The following is a 17,904-nucleotide window of genomic DNA, read 5'->3' on the forward strand; positions in this document are numbered from 1 at the left end:
CACGGCCCGGAGCGTTACCGTCGCCTGCGGACCGATGCGTTCCGGGCACCCCCGGTGCCCCAGGCGCCCGCTGGTGGGCCGGACCGAGGCGAGGGGCATGTGGCCGTCCGAGTACGACGACGTCGCGGCGGGCCTCTACGACGAGATCGTCCGCGACCTGTACTCGGCCGGGCTGACCGTCTACGGCGTCGCCGCCGGCCTGGGCCCCGGACCGTTCGCCCAGCGTCTGCAGGCGGCCACCGCCGAGCTCGACGACGCCATCAAGCGGATCAGGCTGGCGGTCCTCGCGCTCGCCGACCGCCCGGTGACGGACTCCGGCAGGTACGCGTCCCGGCTGTTCGACGCGGTCACCGCGGTCACCCCCGCCCCGACCACCAGCGTCGCGGGACCCCTCGGTGACCTGCCCGAGCCCGTCGTCGGCGAGCTGGTCGACGTCCTGCGAGCAGCCCTGACCCTCCCGGGCCGGCGCGCCGGCTCCCGTCCCGTCGAGGTCGCGCTCACCGTCGCCGACGGCGGCGTCACCCTGCAGGTCGTCGCCGACGGCAGCGCACCGGCGGACCTCCCCGACGACGGCGGCCTGGCCGAACTGCACCGACGGGCGAGCGCGCGAGGAGGGTCCTGCGTCGTCGAGCCGGGACCCGCCGGTGGCACCCGGCTGACCTGGGCGGTCCCGCTGCGGTGATCGCGCGGTGCCACGGCTCGCGCCCGGGGCCGTGGCCGGCCCCGGGCGGAGTCCGGGTCAGACCCGCGTCGTCCGGCGGCCGACGGCGGCCTGGACCGGGCCGAGGGCGATGGCCAGCCCGATGGCGGCGCTGACGGCGTGCAGCCAGTTGTCCGCGGCGTTGATCGCCAGGAAGTCCCACGTCTCCCCGATGGCGATCAGCCCGTAGACGAGGGCGGCGCCGTAGCCGACGGCGAGCAGCCAGCCGTAGGTGCGCGCGAGGGCGAGGGAGCGGGCGAGGGCCAGGCCGGCGACCCCGACGGCCAGGTGGACCACGTTGTGGAGCGGGTTGATCTCGAAGCCGAGCAGTTCCTCCCCGGTGTGGGCGGCGAAGTCGTCGAACCCGGTGACGAAGAACCCGGCGATGCCGGCGATCGTGTAGACGGCACCGACGACGAGGGCAGCGACCTGCGGCCACGTCCACGCCCCGGGAGTGCTGACGGTGCGGTCTCGTGCGGACATGGGTACCTCCTCCGACGGCGTCCGCGATGAGGGCCCCAGTGAGCCGCCGCGCCCGGCGGGGCGCCAGAGGACCAGGTCACCGGGGGCGGGGACCTCCGTCGGCGTGCAGCGGTGCCGGAGGTCTCCGGTCAGCCGGGCGGCACCTGGCCGGTCACCGTGCCCCCGTCGACGACGGACTCCCGACCCGGTGGAGGAGCTGCTGTCGTCACGGGCGAGGAAGACCACGAGGGCGGCGACCTCCTCGGCCACCACCGCCCGGGCGACGGCCGCGCCGATGCCCCACGCGCCACCGCTGACCAGCACCGACCTCCCGTCGAGCGTGCCCATGACTCATCCTCGGTCCGGTCGGCGTCCCTGTCCCGACGTCAGCCGAGCGCGACGGGGTGGCGGCTCGGCGTCCGGGCTCCGGCGGTCACCCCACCGGACTCCCGGCCCGGGACCGTCGACGGACCCGGAGGTCGGGGGACGCGACGGACGTGCGGCCCTCCGGCTCGATCAGACCCCCGCGCACCCGCCCACGTGCCGCCGCCCGGGACGCAGCGTCGCGTCCGGTCCGGGGTACACCAGGCCGGTGCGCTCGTCGTCGAGCCGGCGGACCGAGCGGGGCGGGCTGCCGTCGGCGTGCGCGACCTCGAGGACCAGAGGCTCGCGGTGGCCGTCGTCCGGTCGCCGGCCGGGCACGACGAGCCAGTCGCCCACCTGCGCCCGCACGGCGGCCGCCTCCTCCCGTCCGGCCGGGCGGCCCGGTGCTCGGGTCCGGCGGGCCGCCCGGGGACACCAGCGTCGATCCGACGGACGGTCCCGGCCACGGCCGTGCGGCCCACGTCGGCACGGACCTCGGTCCCTGCTGCTGCCACCGTCGGTCACCGTCCGGCGGACGTGGACGGCAGGACCCGCGCCGGTGGCTCGGGGGCGCCGCCGTGGCCGGGGCGACGCCGGCCGTCGGCCGGTCGTCGTGGCGGCGGCCGCGGACGGGGCGAGCCGCGCGGCTCCAGGTGGACGCCGCTACGGGTACACGCCCTCCGGCCGGCGGATCTCCACCGGGGGCCGCTGACCGCCGGCGCCGGGTCGGGTCATCGTGCCGCTCCGTCGAGGTCGCGCATGCGGTCGAGGAGCCGGTCCCGGCGGCGGGTCAGGACGCCGAGCAGCGCCTCCTGCAGTTCGGCCTCGGCGATGGCGGCGCTCCGGTCCTCGGGATCGGTGGCCCCCTCGGCCCGCTGCCCGACCCAGGCGCGGCTCTCCTCCGCCGCCCGCCGGGTCCGGTCGATCTCGGCCTCCACCTGGCGCAGTTGGTCCTGCAGCCGCGACGTGCGTCCGTCCTGCATCGCGGTCTCCTCCCGCTCCGACGGCCTCGCCGTGCACGGTCACGGTGGCCCCGGACGGGAGCAGCGGGGCAGGGGCGGAAGGCCCTCCGGCCGCGCGGACGGTCCCCGGCCGCGCCGGCGGCGGGCTCCGGGCCGCGGCGCCGACCCGTGCCGCCGCAGGCGGCTGACCTGCGTCGTGTGCGGCCTTCGGGGGACAGGGCACTCCGCCCGCGGTCGGGAGGGGCCACCGCCCCTGGAGCGGACCGCACCCGGCTCGGCACGGTGACGTCGCGGGGCGGGAGCAGGACGCGCCGGCGAGGAGGCGGACGCCCATGGGCTGGTACGGCTGGGACCACATGAGCGGCTGGGGCTGGTTCACCCTGACCGCCGGCGCCGTGCTGCTCCTCGCCGTGGTGGTGGGCCTGTTCCGGGCGCTGGTGCGGACGGGCGGGCAGCCGCCGCCCGTCCCGCCGCGGCCGACGGCCGAGGAGCTGCTGGCCGAGCGTCTCGCGCGCGGGGAGATCGGCGAGGACGAGTACCGCAGCCGGCTGGCGGCGCTGCGCGGCGTGGGGTCCTCCCCGCGGGCGCCCGGCTGAGACCGGGACACCCCTCCGGAGGCGGGACCGCGGGCGCGACGCGCCGGTCCACAGCGCGACTCGCCGGTTCCGGTGCGACGGCGTGCGCCGACCCGGTGACAGGCGGGGCCTCGTGCACCAGCCTGGGCGGCGCCGGACCCGGGGAACATCCTGAGCGCACGGATGGGCGGGTGACAGTCAGTGGCAGACCTGACGATCGAACGGGCGTCCGGAGGCCTCGACGACGGTTCCGCGCCCGCCCATCCGGCCCAGCAGCGGCCGGCCGGTCCGTCCCCGGCACCCTCCGACGGCGTCGCGCTCGCCCGCCTGCTCGCCCTGGCCCGGCTCACCTCGCCGCAGGCCCTGGAGCTGGCCGCCGGCGTGCTGGAGCAGGCGGCGCAGCTGCCGGTGCCGGACGCCGCCGGCGGCCGCGCGCTCCTCGACCGGGTCGCGGTGGGGACCGACGGGCAGGTGGGCCTCCACCCCTCCGCGACGCCGTCGGGTCCCGCCGTCGCCGCGGTGCTCGCCGACGTCGTCGCCACCGCCCGGTCCCGCCCCGGTGCGGCGGACGCGGAGGACCCGCTGCTGGACGCGCTCGACGCGGCGGTGGCGGCCCTGCCGGACGCCGGCGTCCCTCCCGTCGCGCGCCGGGTCGGCGAGACCGCCGCGGGGATCGACCGCGGCGCCGTCCGCGCCGAGCTCGGCGCGCTGGTGCGGTCCATCGCGACAGGCGGGCCGGTGGGCGCCGCCGCGGCGGCCGCCGTCCGCGGCACCGTCTCGCGCCCGGTCCGGCGCGAGACCTCCCGCACCGCGCGGCGGGTCGGGGCGTGGCTGCTCTCGGTCGTGGTGCTCGCCGCGGCGGTCACGACGGAGGTGGTCCTGCTGCGGGACGAGATCGCCGCCGACGTCGACGTGCTCCTGGACGCCGGGCGCAGCGGCGTCCAGCCGACCGCGGAGCCCGAACCCGACGGCGTGCCGATCACCCGGCCGGCCCCGGCGTCGGCCGGCAGCGTGGCCGCGGTCGACCTGCGCGGCCTCGACGCGTGCGAGCCGGGGCAGCCGTGCACCGTGCGGGTGCAGGTGCGGCTCGTCCCCGGCGCCGCGGAGCAGCGGGTGACCTGGTCCTACCTGCTCGTCGACCGCTGCACCGGCGACACGTCCACCGCGCCGGGCGGCACGGTCGCCGTCCCGCCGGGACGGGAGCGGGCCGAGGCCGTCGGCGTCGTCGCGCTGCCGCCCCTGCCGGCCGTCGCGGTCCTGGCCGTCACCGACTCACCCGCGACCGCGGCCTCCGCGCCGCTGTCCGTGGGCTCCTGCCCGCCCGAGCTCCGCACCCGCTGACCCGACGGGAGAGCCGCATGCCGTACTCGGTGCCCGCCGGCCGGCCGGACGACGACGCGGGGGACCGCCGGGCGGGCCGGCGGTGGAGCCGCCGCCAGCGCCGCGTGCTGTGGGCCGTCCCGGAGGACTCCCCGCTGGAGCCGGGCGGGCTGCCGGCCGCCGAGGGCGGGCGGGGCCGGACCCGGGAGGAGCGCCGGGAGCGCCGCAGCGCGCTGTTCGACCTGCTCGCCGTGGTCGCCGCCCTCGCCCTGGTCGGGCTGGGGCTGGCCAACCTGTACCTGATCGGCGCGCACGACCTCGCGCTGCGCCAGGGCCTGATCGCCGCCGGGGGCATCCTCGCCCTCGCGGCCCTCTGGCGGGTCCGCGTCCGGTACCTCGGTGTGCTGGGCTGGGTGTCCTACGTGGCGGCCGTCGTCTTCCTCGTCGGCGTCCTCACGGTCGGGGTGACGGTCAAGGGCGCCACCCGCTGGTTCGTCCTGGGCGCGGTCACCTTCCAGCCCTCCGAGCTGGCCAAGCTCGGGCTGCTGCTGGTCCTCGCCGCCGTCCTCGGCTCCGCCCGGCCGGCGTGGCGGCGCTTCGGCCTCGCCGTGCTGCTGGCGGTCGTGCCCATCGCGCTCACCCTGCTCCAGCCGGACCTGAGCACCACCATGCTGCTGGTCGTCCTCACCGCGTCGATGCTCGTCCTCGGCCGGGTGCCCGCGCGCTTCCTGCTGCCGCTGGGCGCCGCGGCCGTGGTCTCCGCGCCGCTGATGATCAGCCTGCTGCAGCCCTACCAGCTGCAGCGGCTGGGCACCTTCCTGGTCGGCGCCCACGAGTCGCCGACCGGCTCGGGCTGGGCGCTGCGGCAGGCGCACATCGCCGTCGCCTCCGGCGGGCTGACCGGGCGGGCCGGCGACCCGCTGCGCGAGCTGCGCGCCGAGTACCTGCCCGAGGGGCAGACCGACCTCGCGCCGGCCAGCCTGGTCGGGCAGTGGGGTCTGCTGGCGGGCGCCGCCGTGGTGCTCGCCGTCGTCGTCCTCGTGTGGCGGCTCGCGCTGGCCAGTCGCCGGGCGCGCACGCCGCAGGCCGCGCTGGTCGGCGGTGGGCTGGCGATCCTCATGGGCGTCGAGACCGTCGTCTCGATCGGGGCCAACCTCGGTCTGCTGCCCCTGGCCGGCGTGCCGTTCCCGCTGCTCAGCTACGGCGGGACGGCGCTGGTCGTGCACCTGGCCGCGATCGGTGTCGTGCTGGGCGTCCGCCGGGACAGCGTCCGCCGGCGGCTGTGGGCGGCGCCGGGCCGGCGCAACCCGCGCCCGCGGCTGCTCCGGCTGGCCGCGGCCGCCCTCTCCGTGCTGCTCGTCGCCTTCGGGCTCTACGGCTGGCGGATGCAGGTCACCCGCGGCGAGGAGCTCACCCTCGCCGGCGAGGAGCAGATGACCCGCTGCATCCGGCTGCCCGCGCCCCGCGGCGCCATCACCGACCGGCACGACGCCCCGCTGGCCGTCGACGCCGCGGCCGCCGGCACCGGCGTCGACCGGGTGCTCGCGGTGCCCGCCCTCGTGCGCGACGACGCCGCGGCCGTCGAGCGGCTCGCCGGCCTGACCGCCCGCCCGCCCGCCGAGCTGCAGGCCCAGCTCGACGCGGCGGAGGCCACCACGCTGTCGCTGCCGGTGGCCGAGGTGCCCCGGGCCGTCGGCGACACGGTCGCCGCCGCCGGGATCACCGGCGTGCTCGTCGTCCCGGAGCCCCGCCGCTGGTACCCGGAGGGTGCGCTGCTCGGCCCGGTCCTCGGCTTCGTCGGCGTGGCCACCGCCGAGTCGGAGGAGCGCTGGTCCGGCCTGCCCAACGGCGAGATCGTCGGCCGGGCCGGCCTGGAGCTGGAGTACGACGCGGTGCTGCGCGGCACCAACGGGCGCCAGTGCGTGTACGTCGACCCGGCGGGCGTGCCCGTCGCGCTGGCCGGCCGCGTGGAGCCCGTGCCCGGCGCGGACCTGCGGCTGGCGATCGACCTCGGGCTGCAGCGGCAGCTGGACGCCGGCCTCGCCGCCGCGCTGCGCGCCCAGCCGCGGCCGCAGGGCAAGATCGGCGCCGCCGTCGCCATGGACCCCCGCACCGGGCACGTGCTCGCCATCGCCAGCGCCCCGTCGTTCGACAACAACGTCTACGGCCCGCCGGCCGACCGCGGCGCGCTGGACGCGCTCGCCTCGGCGCCCGGGGCACCGACGCTCGAGCACGTCACGCAGGCGGTCGCGCCGCCCGGGTCGACGTTCAAGCTCGTCGTCGCCGCGGCCAACCAGGCCCACCGGGTGTGGGACCCCGGCCAGGTGATCCCGACCGGGGGGAGCTTCACCTACGGCGGGCACACCTTCGGCAACTGGCGGCCGATGGGGCCGATGGACCTGCGCGAGTCGATCGCCATCTCCAACGACGTCTACTTCTACAAGCTCGCCGTCGCCCTCGGCCCCGAGGCGATGATCGACACCGCGCAGTCACTCGGCGTCGGCCAGCGCACCGGCATCGACCTGCCCGGCGAGTCGGCCGGGTACCTCGGCACGCCGGAGTCCGTGGAGGCCGACGGCGGCACCTGGTACGGCGGGTCCACCGTCATCCTCGGCATCGGCCAGGGCGAGATCACGGTGACGCCGCTGCAGAACGCCCGGTGGACCGCCGCGCTCAGCACCGGGGCCCTGGTCACCCCGCGGCTGGGCATGTCGATCGGGACCCAGGGGGCGCACACCGCCGTCCCCACCCCGGCCCCGGCGCCGCTGCCGTACGCCGCCGAGCTGGGCCCGGTCCGCGAGGGGATGCGCGACGCCGTCACCAGCGGGACCGCCGTCCGGCTCGCGGACCTGCCGGCTCCGGTCGGCGGCAAGACCGGCACGGCCCAGGACGGCGGGCTGCGCGACGACGAGTACGACAACTGGCTGACCGTCGCCGCCCCGATGGACGCCCCGGAGATCGTCGTGACCGCGATGGTGCAGGGGCCGGGGACGGGGGCCAACAACGCCAAGGACGTCGTGTCCGCGGGCCTGCGCCACTACCTGGACCACCGGGCCGACGTCCTCGCGACCGAGCCGGTGCAGGCCCCCTGACCGGCGGCGCCGGGCGTCAGCGGCGGCCGTAGGCCGACAGCAGCGCCCGGTTCCGCAGCGCCCGCGCGGCGCCGTCGGCGACGCAGGTCAGCGGCTCCTCGGCCGGCTTGACCGGCAGGCCGAGGACCCGCTCCAGCTCCTGCGGCAGGCCGGGGATCAGGGAGGACCCGCCGAAGACGAGCACGCCTTCGCCCATCACGTCGGCGATCGCCTGCGGCGGGAGGTCGTCCAGGCAGGGCGCCAGGGTCCGCACGATGTCGTCGACGACCGGGCGCAGCGCCTCGGCCACCTCCGCCGCCGGGACGGTGGCCAGCCGCGGCCGGCCGGTGACGCCGTCCCGGCCCTGGACGACGAGCGGCTCGTCCCCGGCCGAGGAGAGCCGGACCTTGAGCGCCTCCGCCTCGAGGTCGCCGACCAGCAGCTGGTGCTGCTCGCGCAGGAACCGGGCGACGGCCAGCGTCATCTCCTCGCCGCCGGTCTTGCTGGTCCGGGAGGCGAGCACGCCGCCGTAGCAGAAGGCGACCGCCTCGGCCCGCCCGCCGCCGACGTCGACGACCATGTGCACCCGCCGCTCCAGCGGGTCCAGGCCGCAGCCGACGGCGCCGGCGACCGCCTCGTCCAGCGCGGTCACCGGCCGGATGCCCGCCTCCTCGGCGGCCTCCAGCAGCGCCCGGTGCTCCAGCGCGCTGGACCCGACCGGCACCGTGACCACCGCGCGGACCGGCATCCGCCACAGCCGCTGGCCCGCCGCCCGCAGCACCGCGCGCAGGTAGGTCCGGGTGGTCTCCAGGTCGGTGACCACCCCGTCGTCGAGGGGGCGCACCGCGGCGTACCGGGACGGCGCGCGGCCGAGCAGGTCGGCGGCCTCCCGGCCGACGGCCAGCACCCGGTCCCGGCGGCCGCTGCCGCGGCGCACGAGCATGACGGTCGGTTCGTCGTAGAGGATCCCGCGGCGCACGTCGCTCACGACGGTGGTGGCGGTGCCGAGATCGATCCCGAGCTCCACGCGGTGCCTCCTGACCGACGGGTGCCCGGCCAGTCTGGCGGCGGGTCCCGGGTCCGGTCCAGATGCCCCGGCGCGCCCCGACGGAGGTCCTGCCGACCGGAGACCTCTGGCCCGCGACGGAGGTCCCGGTCCCCTCTACCGTGCCAGCGTGCCGGGGAGTGGGGAGCCCGACGGGACCGCCGGGCGCGAGGTGCCGGCCGCCCCGCCGCCCGCTGCCGCGCCCCCGGTGACGCCCCCGCTGACGCCGCCCGTCCCGCCGCCCGTCACGCCGCCCGTCACGCCCCCCGGCCCGGCCGACGGCGCGGCGCCCGGCCGCTGGGGTGCCGAGCCGCCCTGGTTGCGCCGGGTCCTGCTCCTGGTGCTGCTCGCCGTCGCCGCCTACCAGGTGGCGGCCTGGTCGTTCACCCACCTGCGGAGCTTCCTCGGCCTGGTGTTCCTCGCCTGGATGTTCTCGATCAGCATCGAGCCGGCCGTGCACGCCCTCACCCGCCGGGGACTGCGCCGCGGGGCCGCCACCGGCCTGGTGATGCTCGCCGTGGTGCTCCTCGCGATCGGCCTGATCGCCGCGTTCGGCACCCTGCTGGTCGACCAGCTCGCCGGGCTGGTCACCTCGCTGCCCGACGTCGTCCGCAGCCTCGTGGACGCCGTCAACCGGACCTTCGGCACGCAGCTGCAGGCCGGCGACGTCGTCGACTCCCTGCAGCTCACCCCCGAGCGGGTCCAGCAGGTCGTCGAGGACCTCACCCCGGGCGTCCTCGGGTTCGTGACGACGGTGATCGGCGCGATCTTCCAGACGCTGACGTTCCTGCTGTTCGCCTTCTACATGTCAGCGCAGGCCCCCGCGCTGCGGGACTCCGTCTCCCGCCGCTTCCCGCCCCGCCAGCAGCGGGTGATCGCCACCGTCTGGGAGATCGCGGTGGAGAAGACCGGCGGCTTCGTGTTCTCCCGGTTCCTGCTGGCCCTGCTCAGCGCGTTCGTCACCGCGGTGTTCCTGGCGGCGCTCGGCGTGCCGTTCTGGCTGCCGCTCGCGCTGTGGACCGGCCTGGTGTCGCAGTTCATCCCCACCGTGGGGACCTACCTCGCGATCGGCCTGCCGGCGATCGTGGCGCTGGCCGGCCAGCCGTCGGACGCGCTGTGGGTCGTGGTCTTCGGCACCGTCTACCAGCAGGTGGAGAACTACCTCGTCGGGCCGCGGATCACCGCGCGCACGGTGCACGTGCACCCGGCGGTCGCCCTCGGCTCGGTGATCGTCGGGGTGAGCCTGCTCGGGCCGATGGGCGCGCTGGTGGCCATCCCGGTCGTCGCCGCCGTCGAGTCGGTGGTGGAGACCTACGGGCGGCGCTACGAGCTGGTGGACGCCCCGGCCGCGCCCCGCCCCCGGCCGCGCCGGTGGCGGCTGCGGAGGCCGCCGCACTGACGCGGGACGGCCCGCCGGCGGTCAGCCGGCGGCGGAGGTGCCCGGGGCCGCCGGCGCGGTGCGCGGCACGGCGGTGAACAGGTCGACCAGGCCGTCCCAGCGGTTGCGCCGGCCCGGCGGGAACCGGCGCAGCGCGCGCCGCGCGCGGGAGCCGTCCGGCGGGTACCGGCGCCGGGCCCACGGGGAGGTGGGCCGGGCCAGCCGCACCGCGCCCACGAGCGCGACCAGCGGCACGAAGACCCCCACCACGCCGAGCACGACGCGGCCCTTGAGCACGGCGACCAGCGCGAACAGCAGGTTGACCACCACGGTCAGGGCGAGGGCCACCTCGCTGTCGGCGTCGTCGGCGTCGAACGGGTTGGCGCCGGCCAGCAGCAGGACGCCGACGACCAGCGCGATGAGCACCGCGTCCACCGAGCTGCGGCCCTCCCGGGACCAGTACACGTCCTCCAGGTGCAGCCACAGGGCGAACTCGTCGAGGGTGAGGGCCGCGCCGGCGCCGAAGAGCACCGCGACCAGGACGGCGCCCGCTCCCGCGGGGCGGTAGGTGAACTCGACGGTCCCGGTGCCCAGCAGCAGGAAGATCCCGTAGACCTCGTGGTGCAGGTGCACCCCGCCGACGCTGGCGTCCCGGAACGGCCCGCGGCCGAGCCGGATGGCGTGCGTGACGAAGCGGGTGACGAGGAAGGTCACCAGGAAGCCGAGCACCAGCCAGGCGACGAGCTCCCGCCGCCCGCTGACCACCGGCAGGAACTCCAGTTCCAGCTCCACGGCACCTCCCGCCGTGCGTGGCTGCGACCGCCCGCGATCCTGCCGTGCCCGGGGCGGCGGTGGGGGCTCCCCGGGTCCGGTCCGCGGCACGGCGCCGACCCCACCGTGTGGTGCCCGGCCTCAGCCCGCAGCGCGCGGTCGGGCACCGCACGGTGAGGTCGGTGAGGCCGCCGGCGCCCCGTCCCGGGCCTCCGCCGGGAGGAGCCGCGGGTCAGCCGGTGGCGGGCAGGCGCACGAGGTCGAGGACGGTGCGGGCGGTGCTGCCGGGCGGCGCGAGGAGGGTCAGCGCGTGGCCGTGCCCGGCGAGCTGGTCGCGCATCCGGTGCAGCACCTGCACGCCGGCGCTGGCCAGCAGCGTCACCTCGCTGAGGTCGACGGTGAGCGGCAGCACACCGCCGCGGGAGGCCGCGGCCAACTGCCGGGCCAGCGCCTCGACCGAGGTGACGTCCACCGGCCCGGACACCCGCAGCCGCACGTCGCGGCCGGCCGGCCTGCCGTCCCCACCACCCGGCGCGACGTCGACGGCGAACGGCGGGCGGGCGGCGGGCGCGGTGTCGCGGCCGATGTCGGAGCCGAGCATCGCCGGCCGGTGCAGCCGGTGCCGCAGCGTGACCACCGTGCCGGCGTCGGTCGGGCCGGCGCCGCGCGACACGTGCAGGGAGTCGGTGAGCTGCTGCGCCATGAGCAGTCCCCGGCCGCGGTGGGTGGCCCCGGGGTCCGGGTCGCGCCAGCTGCCCTCGTCGGTGACGCGGCACTCGAGCACGCCGTCGGGCAGCAGGGCGGCGTCCACCCGCACCGGCCCGGGCAGCCCCGGCGGGTAGGCGTGGTCGACGGCGTTGGCGATCGCCTCCCACATCGCCAGCTCCACGGCGTCGCGGTCGTCGTCGGCCGGGTCGAGCGTGTCCATCCACGCGTCGACGGTGCGCCGCAGCCCGCGGATGCTGCCGTGGTCGGTGGTCGTCTCCACGTGCAGCGCGGGGACCGGCTCCGGCAGGCGGTGCGCGGCGAGGGTGGTGACGTCGTCGTCGTAGCCGGTGCGGGTGAGCAGCTCGACGGTCAGCTGGCAGACCCGCTCGGCCGGGCCGGCGCCGGCGCCGAGCGGCGCGTGCCCGGTCGCGGTGTCGGCGGCGACCTTCGCCAGCTCCGCCATGCCGTCGGCGATGCTGCGGTGCGGCCGCTCGACCAGCCCGTCGCTGTAGAGGAGCACCAGCTCCCCGGGCGCCAGCGTCCCCGCCGACAGCGCCGGGGCGGTGCCGGGGACGCCGGTGCCCAGCGGCTCGCCGCCGAGGTCGGTGAGCCAGCGGGTGGACCCGTCGGGGGCGACGACCACCGGCGGGGGCTGCCCGCAGCAGGCGTAGGTGAGGTCGCCGGTGGCCGGGTCGAGCACGACCAGCGCCACGGTGGTGGCGCGCAGCCGCGGGCTGCGCGCGGCGAACGCGTCCGCGCGGGCCAGCGCCTGGGCCGGCCCGGCGCCGGTGACCAGCGCGTCGGCGAGCACCGCCCGCAGCTGGCCCATCGCCGCCGACGCCGCGACCCCGTGCCCGACGACGTCGCCGACGACGAGCGCGACGCTGCCGCCGGGCAGCGGGATCGCGTCGAACCAGTCCCCGCCGGCCACCTGGTCGCGGTCGGCGACCAGGTACCGGGCGGCGATCCGGGCGCCGGGCAGCACCGGCAGGTCGGTGGGCAGCAGCGCCTCCTGCAGCGCGGTGACGACGTCGCGGGCGTCGCGGAGCCGCCGCTCGGCGTCGGCGGCCTGCTCCTGGGCGGCCTGACGGACCCGCACGGACTCGGTGACGTCGTAGGCGTAGGTGGCCACGCCGCTCACCCGCCCGTCGACGGCGTGCGTCGGCGCCATGTGGAAGTCGAGGTAGACCTCCTGCAGCGCGCCGGTGCCACCGAGGTCGACCTGCAGCCGCCACTCCCGCGCCACCCGGCTGCGGCCGGTGGCCAGCACCTCGTCGAGCAGCTCGAAGACGTGCTGCCCTGCCAGCTCCGGCAGCGCCGACCGGATCGGCGCCCCGACCAGCTCGTCCCGGCCGAAGAACGACCGCATCGCCGCGTTGGCCGCCACCACGGTGTGCTCGGGTCCGGCGTAGACGGCGAGGATCAGCGGCACCTGGTCGAAGGCGGTGCGGACGACGTCGGCGTCCCCGACCAGCCGCGCCAGCTGCTCCGCGGCGTCCGGTCCGGCCGCGCCGTCGCCGTCGGTGGCACTGCTGGTCGTGTCGGCGTCTGCTCCGCCGTGGTCGGTCACGCGCACACCCATCGGAGTCCCGACCCGGGGGCGGCTGCACCACGGGCCCCGCGCTTACCCGGGCGGCGGGCCCGTTCACGCATCGGCCGCGTCCGTCCCCCGGGGGATGTGGCCGAGCGCACAGCGGCGGTGGGCGCTCCGGGCGGCCCGGCATCCCCCGGCAGGGGTGAGGCGGGTCGCCGCCGGCTCCCGACCATGGGCGCATGACCACCGGTCGACACCCCGGCCCGCTCGTGCACGGCCCGGACACCGAGCGGGTCCCGTCCTGAGCGGGCCACGGAACGGGACCCGGGGAGGGCGCCGTGGGCTGGGTGGTGCTCACCGTGGTGGGCCTGGTGCTGGAGCTGGCGCTGGTGGTCGCGCTGGGCCGCGCGGTGACCAGCCGGGACGAGGAGGTCGCGGCCGTGGAGGCGGCGCGCCCGGCGGACGGGGCGCGCCGGCCCCCGGCCTGAGGCCGCCGCGCTGCGGCCGCCCGCCCGCGCCGGTTGGATCCCGGACGTGGCGACGACGAGCCGGCTGTCCGCCGAGCGCCCCACCCGGCCGCCGGCCCGCACGGCCGCCGTCGTGGGCACCCTGCTGGCGCTCGGGGTCGCGGTGGCCGTGCTGCTGTGGGCCAAGTGGCTGCCGTACGGGGCGAAGGTGGCGTCGCTGCACGCCACCCACGCCTGGGACGGCGACAGCATCCTGGCCGTGGGCGGCGTCGAGCCGGGCGACGCGCCCAGCTGGCACGCCGCGACGACGTTCACCGGCACCTACCTGGCGGCGGTCTGGAAGGCGCTGGTCGCGGCGCTGCTGATCAGCGCGGCGGTGCAGGTCCTGGTCCCGCGCGCCTGGCTGCTGCGGGTGCTCGACCGCCGCAGCACGCTCGGCTCCGCCGCCGTCGGCGGGCTGGTCAGCACGCCGTCGATGATGTGCACCTGCTGCACCGCCCCGGTGGCGGCGACGCTGCGCCGCGACGGCGTGGGCACCGCCGCGGCCGTCGCGTACTGGCTGGGCAACCCGCTGCTCAACCCGGCGGTGCTGGTGTTCCTCGCGCTGGTCGCGCCCTGGCAGTGGACGGTCACCCGGCTGCTCGTCGGGGCGCTGGTCGTCGTCGGCGGCGCGGCGCTGGTGGCCCGGCTCACCGACCGCCGCGAGGTCCCCGCCGGGGTGCTGCCCGCGGACCCGGGGCCGGCCCGCAGCTGGGCGGCGACGGCGCCGGAGCGGTTCGGGCGGACCCTGCTGCGGCTGCTCGTCACCCTCGTCCCCGAGTACCTGCTCGTGGTCCTCGCGGTCGGCGCCTTCCGCGGCTGGCTGGTGCCGCTCGTCGACGGCTGGCTCGGCGCCGGCCCCCTCGTGGTGGTCCTCGCCGCTGTCGTCGGCACCCTGCTCGTCCTGCCGACCGGGGGAGAGATCCCCGTGCTGCAGGGCCTGGCGCTGGCCGGGCTGTCGCTCGGCGGCGTCGGCGCGCTGCTGCTCACCCTGCCCGCGGTCAGCGTGCCCGGGATCGCGATGGTCGGCCGGGCCTTCGGCTGGCGGACCACGGCCGTCACCGCCGCCGTCGTCGCCGGGGGCGGGCTCGTGGGCGGCGCCGTCCTGACCGTCCTGGCCGGCTGAGACCCCCGCCGGTCACCTGTGCGGCGGCGCTCCCTCGACGCCGGCCTGCCGCGCCTCGTGCAGGCGCAGCCGCGCCGGCAGGTCGCCGAACAGGAGCCGGGTGTCGACGTCGGTGTGGACCCGCCGCGTCCCACCCGCCGTCTCGGTGTACGTGCTCGACTCGTCGTCCAGGGCGGTGACCAGCACAGCCGGGCTGTCGCCGAGCGGCCAGACGCCGCCGAGCCGGATCCAGTCGGGCAGCGGGAGCTCGAGGAAGCCGGTCCACAGCCACCGGCCGACCCGGCCGACCCGGCCGCTGCCGGCGAGGTCGTGCCCGAGTGCGGCGACCGTGCAGGCGCAGCGCCGGTGGGTCTCCGGCGGGAACTGCCGGATCGCCGGCTCCGGGCGGGCGAGCACCAGCTCCGCGGCCGCCGGTCGGTGTCCCGGTCGTACTCGGCGGCCCCGCCGGCCCGCGCGCCGCCGACCCCAGCGGGCCGAACACCGGGTCGAGGAAGGAGCTGGTGACGGCGACCACCCGGTTGGTCGGGGACAGCAGGTGGTGGGCCGGCGCGACGAGACCGTCGGGGTCGCCGGCCCAGTCGTTGTCGACCACCACCCGGCACTGATCGGCGAGGCGCAGCCGTCCTCCGTGCTCCACCCGGTTCTCCTCCGGTCCGCCGCGGCGGGTCGCGCGGGCCGGTCCACCCTGCCCCGGGTCCCCGCCGGCGTCCCAGGCCCGTGCCGATGAGCGGAACGCCGCCGTGCCGGCACGCCCGCCGGCGTCAGGTCCGGGCCGGCGCCTCCGACGGCGACGCCGCCGGCGCGGGCGGCACCTCCGGCTCGTCGAGACGGCGCGCCAGCCGGCCGGGCCACCACATCCACCGGCCGACGTCGAGGGTCAGTGCCGTGACCAGCACCGAGCGCACGACGATCGTGTCGAGCAGCACCCCGAGCGCCACGGCGATGCCCAGCTGGGTCAGGAAGGTCAGCGGCAGGGTGCCGAGCACCGCGAACGTCGCCGCGAGCACCAGGCCCGCCGAGGTGATCACGCCGCCGGTGGCGGCCAGCCCGATCAGCGCGGCCCGCCGCGTGCCGTGGTCGGCGGACTCCTCCCGCACCCGGGTCATCAGGAAGATGTTGTAGTCGATCCCGAGGGCCACGAGGAACACGAAGACGAACAGCGGGAACGAGCTGTCGGTGGCCGTCACGCCGAGCACCCAGTCGAAGACCAGGGCGCTCAACCCCAGCGCGGCGCCGAAGGACAGCACCACCGTGGCGATGAGGAGCAGCGGCGCGACCAGCGCCCGCAGCAGCACGCCCAGGACGACGAGCACCACCAGCATGATCAGCGGGATCACGACGCGGTTGTCCCGCTGCGAGGCGGTCTGGACGTCGAGGTTGAGCGCCGTCGTCCCGCCGACCAGGGCCTGCCCGTCGCCGACGTCGTCGAGCGAGGTGCGCAGCTGCTCGACGGTGGCGGCGGCCGCCGCGCTGTCGAAGGGATCGGCCAGCGAGGCCTCGACGAGCGCGCCGTCCCCGACGACCTGCGGGGGAGCCACCGTGGCGATGCCGTCGTCCGCGGCCACCGCGGCGGAGACCGCCTCGGCGTCGTCCGCCGTGGTCACCACGACCACCGGGTTGCCGGCGACGGCGGGGAAGTGCTCGGCGGCGACCTCCTCGCCGGCGATCGACTCCGGCGTCCCGCGGAAGCCCTCGGCCTGGGTCAGGCCGCTCGGGTCGAGCCGGAAGACGGCGAGGCAGGCGAGCAGCAGCAGCGCGCTGGTGACCATCCAGGTGGCCCGGGGGCGCGGCCGGATCCAGGCCCCGACGCGGGCCCACCAACCGGTGGCGCTCGGCTCGGCGCTGCCGAAGGCGGGGCGCACCGGCCAGAAGACCCACCGGCCGCAGATGACCAGCAGCGCCGGCAGCAGCGTCATCAGCACGACCAGGGTGACGGCGACGCCGATCGCGGCGACCGGGCCGAGGCCCGCGGTCGAGTTCATCTCCGCGGCGACCAGGCAGAGCATGCCGAGGACCACGGTGCCGGCACTGGCCACCACCGCCGGGCCGGCGCGGTGGACGGCCTCGGTCATGGCCTCGTGCCGGTCGGTGTGCAGCCGCAGCTCCTCCCGGTACCGGGCGACGAGCAGGAGGGCGTAGTCGGTCCCGGCGCCGACGACCAGGACGGTGAGGATGCTCGCGCTCTGGGCGTTGACCGTGAGTTCCGCGTACCGGGCGAGCAGGTAGACGACGGCCTGGGCGCAGACCAGCGCGATGACCGCCGAGAAGATCGGCAGGATCCACAGGACGGGGCTGCGGTAGGTCAGCAGCAGGATGACGATGACGACGCCGAGCGCGGCGAACAGCAGCGTGCCGTCGATGCCCGCGAAGGCCTCGGACGAGTCAGCCGCGTTGCCCGCCGGACCGGTCACCCAGGCCTCGAGCCCGTCGGGCGCCTGCGAGGCCTCGGCGCGGATGTCGTCGACGATCGGGGCGATGGCCTCCCACCCGTCCGGTCCGACGTCCAGGGGGACGACGAGCTGCACGGCCTGCCCGTCCTCGGCGGGGATCGGCCCCACGACGCTGCCGGAGATCTCGTCGAGCTCCCCGAACACGCCGACGTCCTCCTGGACGGCGGCGAGGTCCTCCGCGGTCAGCCCGGTCGTCCGCTCGTAGACGACCACCGCGGGTATGAGGTCCGGGTTGGAGCCGAGTTCGCGCTGGAGCTCGAGGACGCGGGTGGACTCGGCGTCCTGCGGCAGCCAGGCGGCGATGTCGTTCTCCTGCTCACCGGTGAGCCCGCCGGCCAGGGGAGCGGCCGCTGCGGCCAGCGCCACCCAGACGACGAGGATGACCCACTTCAGGCGTGGGGAACTGACACGGGACGCGTAGGACCTGCCCATGACCGGGCCCTCCGGGAACACCGGGCCGGCGGACCCGGACGGGGACTGTCGGGCCGGACGCTAACGACGGGCACGGCGCCCCGTCACCGACGTTGGTCCCCGGTGATCACACCGCCCGGCCCTACCGGGCGCGCGCCTGCGGCTCGTGACGGGCCCTTCACCCGGCGGCACCGTGCCGGTCCCGGTCGCGCTCGGGACCCCCCTGCAGGACCCCTTCGGGGCCGTGTATGGTTCTTCCTGCACCAAGCGAGAACGGACCGGGCCGCCAGCCTGGTCAACCGCCGGAAGCGCCTCTGAGGGCGCGCTGTTGCGGAGCCTGGTGTAGAGTGGGGACACCGCCTCGAACGAATGCCCGCAAGGGTCCGAGTACGAGCGCGTCCGCTCCTTGAGAACTCAACAGCGTGCCGAAAGTCAGTGCCAAGTAACAAACCCCCGTGGCCTGGCCGGTGTGTCCGGTCGGGTTGTGGGTTCCTTTGGTTGATGGATGTCGCGATCGGTCAG

The 17,904-nt window shown here is 77.3% G+C and carries 15 protein-coding genes; 7 read left to right on the plus strand and 8 right to left on the minus strand.

Features of this window, described 5'->3' with window-relative positions:
* Nucleotides 1-97 precede the first annotated feature (97 nt).
* Nucleotides 98-682: a sensor histidine kinase gene (locus ACI798_RS21390; RefSeq protein WP_456939206.1), complete on the plus strand. Its 585-nt coding sequence runs from the start codon at nt 98-100 to the stop codon at nt 680-682.
* 57 nt (nt 683-739) lie between these two features.
* On the opposite strand, the gene ACI798_RS21395 is transcribed toward ACI798_RS21390, so the two are convergent.
* The 3 genes from ACI798_RS21395 to ACI798_RS21405 form a co-directional block, all read right to left on the minus strand.
* The gene (locus tag ACI798_RS21395) at nt 740-1,183 is read right to left on the minus strand and encodes a DUF4383 domain-containing protein (RefSeq protein WP_456939205.1); all 444 of its coding nucleotides are present in this window, start codon (nt 1,181-1,183) and stop codon (nt 740-742) included.
* Between the two features lie 495 nt (nt 1,184-1,678).
* A complete protein-coding gene (locus ACI798_RS21400) occupies nt 1,679-1,894 on the minus strand; it encodes a DUF1918 domain-containing protein (RefSeq protein WP_457048900.1) in 216 nt (71 codons plus the stop codon).
* A gap of 362 nt (nt 1,895-2,256) precedes the next feature.
* Nucleotides 2,257-2,508, minus strand: a complete 252-nt coding sequence (locus ACI798_RS21405; protein WP_456939202.1) for a hypothetical protein — start codon at nt 2,506-2,508, stop codon at nt 2,257-2,259.
* Nucleotides 2,509-2,819: 311 nt separating this feature from the next.
* Between ACI798_RS21405 and ACI798_RS21410 the strand changes: the two genes are divergently transcribed.
* The 3 genes from ACI798_RS21410 (at nt 2,820) to ACI798_RS21420 (ending at nt 7,474) form a co-directional block, all read left to right on the plus strand.
* Entirely contained in the window at nt 2,820-3,083 is a 264-nt protein-coding gene (locus tag ACI798_RS21410; protein ID WP_457048901.1) for a hypothetical protein, read from the plus strand.
* Between the two features lie 180 nt (nt 3,084-3,263).
* Complete coding sequence (locus tag ACI798_RS21415; RefSeq protein WP_457048902.1) at nt 3,264-4,403, plus strand: hypothetical protein; 1,140 nt, start codon at nt 3,264-3,266, stop codon at nt 4,401-4,403.
* A 17-nt stretch (nt 4,404-4,420) separates the two neighbouring features.
* Nucleotides 4,421-7,474: an FtsW/RodA/SpoVE family cell cycle protein gene (locus tag ACI798_RS21420; protein WP_456939199.1), complete on the plus strand. Its 3,054-nt coding sequence runs from the start codon at nt 4,421-4,423 to the stop codon at nt 7,472-7,474.
* 16 nt (nt 7,475-7,490) lie between these two features.
* On the opposite strand, the gene ACI798_RS21425 is transcribed toward ACI798_RS21420, so the two are convergent.
* Entirely contained in the window at nt 7,491-8,480 is a 990-nt protein-coding gene (locus tag ACI798_RS21425) for a rod shape-determining protein (RefSeq protein WP_456939198.1), read from the minus strand.
* Between the two features lie 148 nt (nt 8,481-8,628).
* On the opposite strand from ACI798_RS21425, the gene ACI798_RS21430 reads away from it, so the two are divergent.
* A complete protein-coding gene (locus ACI798_RS21430) occupies nt 8,629-9,897 on the plus strand; it encodes an AI-2E family transporter (protein ID WP_456939197.1) in 1,269 nt (422 codons plus the stop codon).
* 21 nt (nt 9,898-9,918) lie between these two features.
* Here ACI798_RS21430 and ACI798_RS21435 read toward each other — a convergent pair whose 3' ends face one another.
* Nucleotides 9,919-10,668 carry a hypothetical protein gene (locus ACI798_RS21435; RefSeq protein ID WP_457048903.1) on the minus strand — a complete coding sequence of 250 codons (750 nt, stop codon included), beginning with the start codon at nt 10,666-10,668 and terminating at the stop codon, nt 9,919-9,921.
* A 211-nt stretch (nt 10,669-10,879) separates the two neighbouring features.
* Nucleotides 10,880-12,925, minus strand: a complete 2,046-nt coding sequence (locus ACI798_RS21440) for a SpoIIE family protein phosphatase (protein WP_457048904.1) — start codon at nt 12,923-12,925, stop codon at nt 10,880-10,882.
* Between the two features lie 302 nt (nt 12,926-13,227).
* Between ACI798_RS21440 and ACI798_RS21445 the strand changes: the two genes are divergently transcribed.
* Nucleotides 13,228-13,377 carry a hypothetical protein gene (locus tag ACI798_RS21445; RefSeq protein ID WP_456939194.1) on the plus strand — a complete coding sequence of 50 codons (150 nt, stop codon included), beginning with the start codon at nt 13,228-13,230 and terminating at the stop codon, nt 13,375-13,377.
* 46 nt (nt 13,378-13,423) lie between these two features.
* Nucleotides 13,424-14,521, plus strand: coding sequence for a permease (locus tag ACI798_RS21450; protein WP_457048905.1), 1,098 nt, complete (start codon nt 13,424-13,426; stop codon nt 14,519-14,521).
* Between the two features lie 12 nt (nt 14,522-14,533).
* Here ACI798_RS21450 and ACI798_RS21455 read toward each other — a convergent pair whose 3' ends face one another.
* Together ACI798_RS21455 and ACI798_RS21460 are read right to left on the minus strand one after the other, a co-directional pair.
* Nucleotides 14,534-14,917 carry a hypothetical protein gene (locus tag ACI798_RS21455; RefSeq protein ID WP_456939192.1) on the minus strand — a complete coding sequence of 128 codons (384 nt, stop codon included), beginning with the start codon at nt 14,915-14,917 and terminating at the stop codon, nt 14,534-14,536.
* 365 nt (nt 14,918-15,282) lie between these two features.
* A complete protein-coding gene (locus ACI798_RS21460) occupies nt 15,283-17,403 on the minus strand; it encodes an MMPL family transporter (protein WP_457048906.1) in 2,121 nt (706 codons plus the stop codon).
* Between the last annotated feature and the right edge of the window lie 501 nt (nt 17,404-17,904).

This window comes from Geodermatophilus sp. SYSU D01045 (assembly GCF_054050295.1).

What these genes read in the sequence shown, in the direction of transcription:
- ACI798_RS21395 (WP_456939205.1), bottom strand. Translation starts at nt 1,183, where the DNA reads ATGTCCGCACGAGACCGCACCGTCAGCACTCCCGGGGCGTGGACGTGG.
- ACI798_RS21405 (WP_456939202.1), bottom strand. Translation starts at nt 2,508, where the DNA reads ATGCAGGACGGACGCACGTCGCGGCTGCAGGACCAACTGCGCCAGGTG.
- ACI798_RS21390 (WP_456939206.1), top strand. Translation starts at nt 98, where the DNA reads ATGTGGCCGTCCGAGTACGACGACGTCGCGGCGGGCCTCTACGACGAG.
- ACI798_RS21410 (WP_457048901.1), top strand. Translation starts at nt 2,820, where the DNA reads ATGGGCTGGTACGGCTGGGACCACATGAGCGGCTGGGGCTGGTTCACC.
- ACI798_RS21420 (WP_456939199.1), top strand. Translation starts at nt 4,421, where the DNA reads ATGCCGTACTCGGTGCCCGCCGGCCGGCCGGACGACGACGCGGGGGAC.
- ACI798_RS21460 (WP_457048906.1), bottom strand. Translation starts at nt 17,403, where the DNA reads ATGGGCAGGTCCTACGCGTCCCGTGTCAGTTCCCCACGCCTGAAGTGG.